At 68.6% G+C, this 10,001-nt stretch carries 3 protein-coding genes and 1 tRNA gene; 3 read left to right on the top strand and 1 reads right to left on the bottom strand.

Annotation, left to right across the window (positions count from 1 at the left end):
* Nucleotides 1-174 precede the first annotated feature (174 nt).
* Complete coding sequence (locus ACFPZI_RS20815) at nucleotides 175-837, top strand: DegT/DnrJ/EryC1/StrS family aminotransferase (RefSeq protein ID WP_381365013.1); 663 nt, start codon at nucleotides 175-177, stop codon at nucleotides 835-837.
* Nucleotides 838-939: 102 nt separating this feature from the next.
* Nucleotides 940-1,012, top strand: a tRNA-Thr gene (locus ACFPZI_RS20810).
* A gap of 61 nt (nucleotides 1,013-1,073) precedes the next feature.
* On the opposite strand, the gene ACFPZI_RS20805 is transcribed toward ACFPZI_RS20810, so the two are convergent.
* Nucleotides 1,074-3,827, bottom strand: coding sequence for a SpoIIE family protein phosphatase (locus ACFPZI_RS20805; protein WP_381364995.1), 2,754 nt, complete (start codon nucleotides 3,825-3,827; stop codon nucleotides 1,074-1,076).
* A 441-nt stretch (nucleotides 3,828-4,268) separates the two neighbouring features.
* Between ACFPZI_RS20805 and ACFPZI_RS20800 the strand changes: the two genes are divergently transcribed.
* Nucleotides 4,269-9,743, top strand: coding sequence for a HAMP domain-containing protein (locus ACFPZI_RS20800; RefSeq protein WP_381364993.1), 5,475 nt, complete (start codon nucleotides 4,269-4,271; stop codon nucleotides 9,741-9,743).
* Nucleotides 9,744-10,001 lie beyond the last annotated feature (258 nt).

Here is a 10,001-nt window from a genome sequence, read left to right as displayed (position 1 = left end):
CTTACCGCGCCGATGGTACTGCAGGGGGGACCCTGTGGGAGAGTAGGACGCCGCCGAACAATTATTGAAAAGGGTTGGACCCCGAACTTCGGTTCGGAGTCCAACCCTTTTTTGTTCTGTGTCACTTGAAGTTCACTTTGCGCAACGAGCATCGTTCCCATGGGTACTGCTGCACTGCTCAGGGCCGCCGGTGTCGGAGTCGGTGACGAGGTGGTCGTGTCCGCCTTCGGGAACGTGGAGGTTGCCGAGGCCGTCACTCTCGCAGGTGCGTTGCCGGTGTTCGCCGAGATAGATCCGGCGACCTACTGCCTCGCGCCGGCCGCTGTGGAAGCGGTCATAACCTCACGTACGGCGGCCGTCGTCGCCGTACATCGCTTCGGCAGGCACGCCGACATCGCGCGGTTGCACGCTCTCGGACAGCGACACGGCCTGCTCGTGCTGGAGCACGGGGAGTCCGAGGCGCCGTACGACGAGGTCGCCCGGCGCAGGGAGCGGGCCGCCTACCTCGACACGAAGCTGCGGGGTGTGCGGACGCCCGACGGAGGCGACGGGCACACCTACCAGCAGTACGTCGTGCGGATCCCCGGAAACGGACGACCTGACCGGGACGCCTTCGCACGAGCCGTGCGGGCCAAGGGAGTCGAATGCAGGGTGCCGGTGAAGACGCCTGTGCACCGGCTGCCGGAGTTCCGGCGGTGCGTGTATCTGCCCGAGACCGAACGGGCTGCCGACGAGACGCTCGCCCTGCCTGTGGACGCCTCGTTGACCAAGCGGGACATGCAGCGCGTCGCGGCGGCGTGCAACGCGCTGGGCGGACTGCTGCAGCCGGCTGTCTGAGACCACGGTCGAGGACCCGTCGAGGAGCAGTGGTTGGGAGCACGGGGCCGCTCAGGGTATGATCTACTCCGTTGCCGGGCGGGAAACCGCAGACAGCAACAGGCCCCTATAGCTCAGTCGGTAGAGCGTCTCCATGGTAAGGAGAAGGTCAACGGTTCGATTCCGTTTGGGGGCTCCGAACAGAAAGGCCCCGCCCTCCCGGGCGGGGCCTTTTTCATGCCCGGATCTGATCCAGCTCACTCCTGCTGAAGGCCGGGGACGCGCATGGCGAGGATCGCCATGTCGTCGGAGGGGGCATCGGAGGCGAAGCGTTCCACTGCGCGCATGATGCGAGCGGCGACCGCACCGGCGGTCAGGCCCGTACAGGTCGTCAGGACGTCGGCGAGACCGTCGTCGCCGAGCATGCGCGTGCCCTCACGGCGCTCGGTGACACCGTCGGTGACGCACAGCAGGACATCGCCCGGATCGAGCGTGACCGTCTGCTCGTACAGCTCCAGGTCCTCCAGGACACCGAGGAGGGGCTGGGGATCGGCCGCCGGTTCGACGGTGCCGTCCTGGCGCAGGCGCAGCGGCAGCGGGTGGCCGGCGCACACCACCTTCAGGTCCGCGCTGCCGTCCTCCCGCGGGCGCAGCTCGCCGTAGAGCAGGGTGAGGAAGCGGCTGCGGGCGCCCTCGTCGAGGATGGCGGAGTTCAGGCGCTCGAGGACCGCGGGGCCGCTGAGGCCCTCGCGGGCCAGCAGCCTCAGTGCGTGCCGGGCCAGGCCGGTGACGGCCGCGGCGTTCGGGCCCGTACCGCAGACGTCGCCGATGGCGAAGCCGTAGGCGCCGTCGCTGATCGGGAACAGGTCGTAGAAGTCACCGCCGACCTCGTTGCCCTCGCCGGCCGCGCGGTAGATGACCTCGACCTCGACGCCGTCGATGTCGGGGAGCTCCGGCGGCAGGAGGCTGCGCTGGAGGGACTGGCTGATGGCCGTGCGCTCGGAGTAGAGGCGGGCGTTGTCCAGGGCCAGGGCGGCCCTGCGGGAGAGGTCCTCGGCGAGTTCCAGGATCTCCTGGCGGAAGTGTTCGTCGGTCGGCTTGCCGAGCGTCAGCATGCCGATGACGCGGTTACGGGCGACCAGCGGGAGGACCACCGTCTCGCCGCCGACCGCGGAGGCCGTGGTGAGGGTGGGGCCGATGCCGGAGGTGACCTGGCTGTTCGGGCCGCCGGACAGGCCCAGACTGCGCATGGACGAGCGCAGGGCCGCCCGATGGGCCACCTTGCCGGGAGCCGACCAGACGCGGGCACCGGGGGCGGGGACCGGGTCGGGCGGGGCGATCTTCGAGAGCAGGGACTTGATGCCGTCGATGAGTTCCTCGTCCTCGTGCAGCACGTAGGAGAGGTACGGCTCGGATGCCTGGTCGGCGATGGTGTAGACGGCGCACCAGGTGGCCAGGGTGGGGACGGTCATCTGAGCCATGAGGGCGAGGGTCTGGTCGCGGTCCAGGGTGCCGGCCAGCAGGTCGGACGCCTCGACGAGGAAACTCAGCGAGCCCCGGCGTAGTCGCTCCAGCTCGCCCAGGCGGGCCGACTCGACGGCCAGGGCGATGCGGTCGGCGGCGAACTGGAGGCGCAGCGCCTCCTCGTTGGAGTACCGTCCGGCTCCTTCCGCGGCGACGCCGAGGGAGCCCGTGAGGCGGCCCTCGACCTTGAGCGGGACCGTGACGACCGAGCGCATGCCGGTGCCGCTGAGGAGCGGGACCGCGCCGGGCAGGGAGGCGAGGTCGTCGTGGACGGCCGGCATGCGGGCGGAGCCGTAGCGGCCGGAGCCGGCCTCCACCGGGACGCGGGCGAAGCGTTGACGGGTAGAGGGCAGGCCGGTGGAGGCACGTACCTCGAGTTCCGTCTCGTCATCGGTGGCGAGGAGCAGGAAGGCGGAGTCACCGTCGAGCATGTCGCGGGCGCGTTCCACCGTGCGCTGGAGGAGGCCGTCGAGGTCGTCCGGGGCGGGTGAGCCGATGAACACCTCGAAGGGGTCGGTGCTCTGACTCTCGGAGGAGCCGGCCGAGTCGGCGGAGGTGACTCGCAACGGAGTCTGCAGGACCGCACGTTCGTGGTCCCTGACGAGGAGGCACACGGTTGACGGATCGCCGTCCGTGTCGCGGACACGCAGGTGCGAGGCGTAGACGGGGATCACCCGGCCGTTGGTGTCCCTTATGCCGTAGCTGCCCTCCCAGCGGGAGAGTTGGAGCGCCTCTGCGATGCCGGTGCCGGTGCCGGGGGTGTGCGGCCAGGCGGCGAGGTCGGTGAGCGGCTTGCCGGTGACCTGGTCGGCCGTGTAGCCGAAGAGTTCCTCCGCGTCCTCGTTCCAGGAGGAGATCGCGCTGATCCGGTCGATCTGCACGACGGCGACGCGGACCCGGGCGTCGGCGATCGGGAGGAGTTCGGACGGCAGCGCCGGCCCGGCCGAGCGGGCGCCCACCGGGCGTTCGGGGACGTCGAGTTGGAACCAGACGGTCTTGTGGGCGGGGGTGTACTCGACGCCCCAGCGGCCGGCCAGGGCCGCGCAGAGCTGGAGGCCGCGCCCGCCCTCGCGGTCGGGGCTGCCCATGCCGGCGGCCGGGCCCTGAAGCGGGACCTCACGCTCCGGATACCGGTCGGTCACCTCGATCCGTACGCCGTCGTCGCAGCGCAGGCACAGCAGGTCGGCCCAGGTGCCGGCATGGATCACGGCATTGGTCACGAGCTCACTGGTGAGGACCACGGCGTCGTCGATGATGTCGGCGAACCCCCATCCCTGGAGGGTGTCGCGGACGAAGGAGCGGGCACTCGCGACCGAGCGCCCGACGGGCTCGAAGCTGGCGGCCGCGCGCGCGGTGATCACAGAACTCCTCGACCGGTTCTCGACGGGCATGGTTCCATGGCCGACAGGCTCGCGCCGCTGGTGCGGCAGGCCGCTCTTCGGCCGAGGGTCCGGGGGCTGTTCCCCCGGGATCAGTCCGGTGGTCATGTGTGCGGCCGCCCTCCGATGCCCGCTCGTCTCCGTGCCACCGCCCAGACCGGACGGAGCGGTGTGGCTGGACAGCCGGATGCAAGGTTACTTACCTTCGCGGTCCGAGCGGATGCCGGTCTGCTGTGTTTCCGTCGGGAGGTGTCCGACGTCCGGAGGGCGTGTGGACGGTGTGCGAAGCTGCCGAACTGTTATGGCCTGGTTCGGCGGGGGTGAAACACTGGGCAGGCTGGTTGTTGCGAAGGCCGGGCAGGGTGGGTGTCCTCCGGGCCGGGTGGGCGGCGGTCCGGGGTAGAGCCCTGGTAGGCAGGGCAGGTATCGCAGTGGTACACGCATATGCACGAGTAAACAGAGCAGGCAGAAGCAGTCAGCAGTCACAGGTACGCCGTGCGGTGGTACCCGAGTACAGCAGTAACGGTCGACCCCCGCGGGAGGGACATAGTGGAGTCTGGCGCAGCGACGCGGGGCACGAACACGCGCGCGAAAGGCGGACAGCCCCCTGGTAAGCAGGGCAGGTCCCGGGGCGGGACCACCATGGTGGACACCGCGGCCCTGAACCGCCTGATGGTCGCCCTGGTGGCGATGCGGGACGGGAATTTCCGCAAGCGGCTCACGGTGTCCGGCGACGGCGCGATGGCGGAGATCGCGGCGGTTTTCAACGAGGTGGCCGACCGTAACCTCCATCTGACGGGTGAGTTGGCGCGGGTGCGGCGCACGGTGGGGCGTGAGGGGAAACTCACCGAGCGCCTGGAGACGGGTGCCTGTGAGGGCTCCTGGTCCACCGCGATCGACAACTCGAACGCGCTGGTGGACGATCTGGTGCGGCCCGTCTCCGAGGTCAGCCGGGTGCTGTCGGCGGTGGCCGACGGTGATCTGTCACCGCGGATGGAGCTGCGGGCACAGCTGGGCGACGGGCAGGGACAGCCGCTGCGCGGCGAGTTCCTGAAGGTCGGACGTACCGTCAATAATCTGGTCGACCAGTTGTCGACTTTCACCGACGAGGTCACGCGTGTGGCCAGCGAGGTCGGTACCGAGGGCAAGCTGGGTGGTCAGGCCCGGGTGCGGGGCATGTCCGGTTCGTGGAAGGGCCTCACGGACTCGGTCAACACCATGGCGGAGCGGCTGACGGCGCAGGTGCGCGACATCGCGCTGGTGACGACGGCGGTCGCCCGGGGCGATCTGTCCCGCAAGGTCACCGTGCATGTCGAAGGCGAGATGCTGGAGCTGAAGAACACCGTCAACACGATGGTGGACCAGCTCTCGGCGTTCTCCTCCGAGGTGACCCGCGTCGCGCGCGAGGTGGGCACCGAGGGTGCGCTGGGCGGGCAGGCGCAGGTGTCCGGCGTGGACGGCGTGTGGAAGGAACTCACCGACTCCGTCAACACCATGGCCGGGAACCTGACGGCCCAGGTGCGTGGGATCGCGGAGGTGACGACCGCGGTCGCCAATGGTGATCTGTCGCGGAAGGTGACCGTTCCGGCACGTGGCGAGGTCGCACAGCTGGCCGAGACGATCAACCAGATGACCGAGACGCTGAAGATCTTCGCGGACGAGGTCACCCGCGTCGCCAACGAGGTCGGCGCCGAGGGACAGCTGGGCGGCCAGGCGAACGTGCCCGGTGCCGCCGGTACCTGGAAGGATCTGACGGACTCCGTCAACACGGTGTTCCGGAACCTGACCACGCAGGTGCGGGACATCGCCGCGGTGACGACGGCGGTGGCCAACGGCGACCTGTCGCAGAAGGTCACCGTCGACGTGGCCGGCGAGATGCTGGAGCTGAAGAACACCGTCAACACGATGGTCGACCAGCTGTCCGCCTTCGGCGCCGAGGTCACACGCGTGGCGCGCGAGATCGGTGTCGAGGGCGAGCTGGGCGGCCAGGCGCAGGTGCCGGGGGCGGCGGGGACCTGGAAGGACCTCACCGACTCCGTCAACACCGCGTTCCGTAACCTCACCGGTCAGGTGCGGAACATCGCCCAGGTGACGACGGCGGTGGCCAACGGCGACCTGTCGCAGAAGGTCACCGTCGACGTGTCCGGCGAGATGCTCCAGCTGAAGATCACCGTGAACACGATGGTGGACCAGCTGTCGAGCTTCGCCGATCAGGTCACGCGTATGGCCCGGGACGTGGGCACGGAGGGTCGGCTGGGCGGTCAGGCCAGGGTGGACGGCGTATCGGGCACCTGGAAGGAACTCACCGACTCCGTCAACTCGATGGCGGGCAATCTGACGTCGCAGGTGCGCAACATCGCCCAGGTCACGACGGCGGTCGCCCAGGGTGACCTGTCGCAGAAGATCGACGTCGACGCGCGCGGGGAGATCCTCGAGCTGAAGAACACCATCAACACGATGGTGGACCAGCTGTCGTCGTTCGCCGACCAGGTCACGCGGGTGGCCCGTGAGGTGGGTACGGAGGGCAGGCTGGGCGGTCAGGCTCAGGTACCCGGTGTCGCCGGCGTGTGGCGCGACCTCACCGACTCGGTGAACGGCATGGCCGGCAACCTCACCGCGCAGGTGCGCAACATCGCCCAGGTGGCGACCGCGGTGGCCCGGGGTGACCTGTCGCAGAAGATCACCGTGGACGCGCGCGGGGAGATCCTCGAGCTGAAGAACACGCTGAACACGATGGTGGACCAGCTGTCGTCGTTCGCCGAGGAAGTCACGCGGGTGGCCCGCGAGGTGGGTACGGAGGGGATTCTCGGCGGTCAGGCCGAGGTGCAGGGCGTCTCCGGCACCTGGAAGGACCTCACCCAGTCGGTGAACGGCATGGCGAACAACCTGACCCTCCAGGTCCGCAACATCGCCGAGGTCACCACCGCGGTCGCCAAGGGCGATCTGTCGAAGAAGATCACCGTCGACGCCAAGGGTGAGATCCTCGAACTCGTCACCACCGTCAACACGATGGTGGACCAGCTCTCGGCGTTCGCCGAGCAGGTGACCCGGGTGGCCCGCGAGGTGGGCACCGAGGGCATCCTGGGCGGCCAGGCACACGTGCCCGGGGTCACGGGCATCTGGAAGGACCTGAGCGACAACGTCAACCTGATGGCCAAGAACCTGACCACGCAGGTGCGGAACATCTCCCAGGTGTCCGCCGCGGTCGCCAACGGTGACCTGACGCGGGAGGTCACCATCGAGGCGCGCGGTGAGCTGGCGCAGTTCGCCGACACCATCAACATCATGGTGAAGACGCTGAGGGCGTTCGCCGAGCAGGTCACCAAGGTGGCCCGCGAGGTGGGCACGGACGGCATCCTCGGCGGGCAGGCGCACGTACCGGGTGTGGCCGGTACGTGGAAGGACCTCACCGAGTCCGTGAACCGGATGGCGTCCAACCTGACGGGTCAGGTGCGCAACATCGCCATGGTGACCACGGCCATCGCCAAGGGCGACCTGACGCAGAAGATCGACATCGACGCGCGCGGCGAGATCCTCGAGCTGAAGAACACCCTGAATACGATGGTGGACCAGCTGTCGTCGTTCGCCGAGGAAGTCACGCGGGTGGCCCGCGAGGTGGGCACGGAGGGTCAGCTCGGCGGGCAGGCACGCGTGCGTGACGTCGACGGCACCTGGCGGGACCTGACCGAGTCCGTGAACGAGATGGCGGGGAACCTGACCAGGCAGGTGCGTGCCATCGCACGCGTGACGACCGCGGTGACCCGGGGAGACCTGAACCTGAAGATCGAGGTGGATGCTTCGGGGGAGATCAAGGAACTCCAGGACTCCACCAACAAGATGATCACCAACCTGCGCGACACCACGATCGCCAACAAGGAGCAGGACTGGCTGAAGGGCAACCTGGCCCGCATCTCCGCGCTGATGCAGGGCCGCCGGGTTCTGGAGGACGTGGCCTCGCTGATCATGAGTGAGCTGACGCCCGTGGTCTCCGCGCAGCACGGTGCGTTCTTCCTCTCCATGCCCCTGGTCGACGGGGAGGACGTGAGCGCCGCCGACGAAGACCAGTACGAGCTGCGCATGCTCGGTTCGTACGGCTACTCGCTGGGCTCCATGCCGACGTCGTTCCGGCCCGGTGAGGGGCTCATCGGGACGGCCGCCCTGGAGAAGCGCACGATCCTGGTGGCGAACGCGCCCAGCGGTTACCTGAAGATCTCCTCGGGGCTGGGGGAGGCGCCGCCCGCCCAGGTGATCGTGCTTCCGGTGCTGTTCGAGGGGACCGTGCTGGGCGTCATCGAGCTGGCCTCCTTCACGCCGTTCACGCACATTCAGAAGGACTTCCTCAACCAGATCGCCGAGATGATCGCGACGAGCGTCAACACCATCTCGGTGAACACCAAGACGGAGTTGCTGCTGACGCAGTCGCAGGAGCTGACCGAGCAACTCCGTGAGCGCTCGGCGGAGTTGGAGCAGCGACAGAAGGCGCTCCAGGCGTCCAACGCCGAACTGGAGGAGAAGGCCGAGCTGCTGGCCCGGCAGAACCGCGACATCGAGGTGAAGAACACCGAGATCGAGGAGGCGCGGCAGGTCCTGGAGGAGCGCGCCGAGCAACTCGCGGTCTCCATGCGCTACAAGAGCGAGTTCCTGGCCAACATGTCGCACGAGCTGCGCACCCCGCTCAACTCGCTGCTGATCCTGGCCAAGCTGCTTGCCGACAACCCCGAGGGGAATCTCTCCCCGAAGCAGGTCGAGTTCGCCGAGACCATCCACGGCGCGGGATCCGACCTGCTGCAACTGATCAACGACATTCTCGACCTGTCGAAGGTCGAGGCGGGCAAGATGGACGTCTCCCCGACGCGCATCGCGCTCGTCCAGCTCGTGGACTACGTGGAGGCCACCTTCCGTCCGCTGACCGCGGAGAAGGGCCTGGACCTGTCGGTGCGGGTCTCCCCGGAGCTGCGGGCCACGCTGCACACCGACGAGCAGCGGCTGCTGCAGGTGCTGCGCAATCTGCTGTCCAACGCGGTGAAGTTCACCGACTCCGGGTCCGTCGAGCTGGTCATCCGGCCGGCCCGCGACGATGTCCCGCAGGCCATCAGGGAGCAGCTGATGGAGGCCGGTTCGCTGACCGACCCGGACGCCGACCTGATCGCGTTCTCGGTGTCCGACACGGGTATCGGGATCGCCGCCAGCAAGATGCGGGTGATCTTCGAGGCGTTCAAGCAGGCGGACGGCACGACCAGCCGCAAGTACGGGGGGACGGGGCTCGGGCTGTCCATCTCCAGGGAGATCGCCCAACTGCTCGGCGGTGAGATCCACGCGCAGAGTGAGCCGGGCCGCGGCTCGACGTTCACGCTGTATCTCCCGCTGCATCCGAGCGAGTTGCCGCCGCACGGCTACCCGCAGTCCATGCCGGTCCTGGAGAGCGGCGGCACTGCCGGGTCGGCCGGTTCCTCCGGTGCGGCGGTGGAGACACCGGCCGAGGTGACGTCGTACCGGGAGACCCAGAACGGTCCGGCCGCTCTGTTCCGGCGGCGCCGCAGGCCCCTGCCCGAGCTGGAGCAGCGGCCCGCGTCGCAGCAGCCGGAACAGTGGCCGGGCACGGAGCTGGAGCAGGATCCGGCGCCCCGGTCGCAGCGCACCATCCGGTTCGGCGGGCAGAAGGTGCTGATCGTCGACGACGACATCCGCAATGTGTTCGCGCTGACCAGCGTCCTCGAACAGCACGGCCTGTCCGTGCTGTACGCGGAGAACGGCCGCGAGGGCATCGAGGTGCTGGAGCAGCACGACGACGTGGCGGTCGTCCTGATGGACATCATGATGCCCGAGATGGACGGATACGCGACGACGACGGCGATCCGTCGGATGCCGCAGTTCGCGGGACTCCCGATCATCGCGCTCACCGCGAAGGCGATGAAGGGTGACCGTGAGAAGGCGATCGAGTCGGGGGCGTCCGACTATGTGACGAAGCCGGTCGACCCCGATCACCTGCTGTCGGTGATGCAGCAGTGGATGCGGGGGGTGTGACCGGGGTGCCCCGGGAGAGGGGGCGTGAGGGTGGTACCCCGGGGCGTGCGATGGTGGAGGAAACTACGCTGTTCACGTGGAACTGCTGACGCGGCGTGCGTGAAGTTGTGTAGAAGTGCGGGATTCGGGGAACCTTCTGGTCTCGCTCCGCGTTTCTGCTATGTGCACAGTGACATCACGGTGACAGGGTGTGGCGACGGGCGGGGTGCGGCTACGATGACCGGCACAAGGACGGGCGGCGCAAGGGAGTCGTCCCCT

This window comes from Streptomyces chlorus (assembly GCF_042655885.1).
In the GTDB taxonomy this organism is placed as follows: Bacteria; Actinomycetota; Actinomycetes; order Streptomycetales; family Streptomycetaceae; genus Streptomyces; species Streptomyces chlorus.
Note: the sequence above shows the minus strand (reverse complement) of the source record. Positions and strands in the feature narration are given on the sequence as shown.

Bases quoted from the DNA above. Each gene is read 5' to 3' on its own strand.
- ACFPZI_RS20805 (WP_381364995.1), bottom strand. From the start codon at position 3,827: ATGACCACCGGACTGATCCCGGGGGAACAGCCCCCGGACCCTCGGCCG.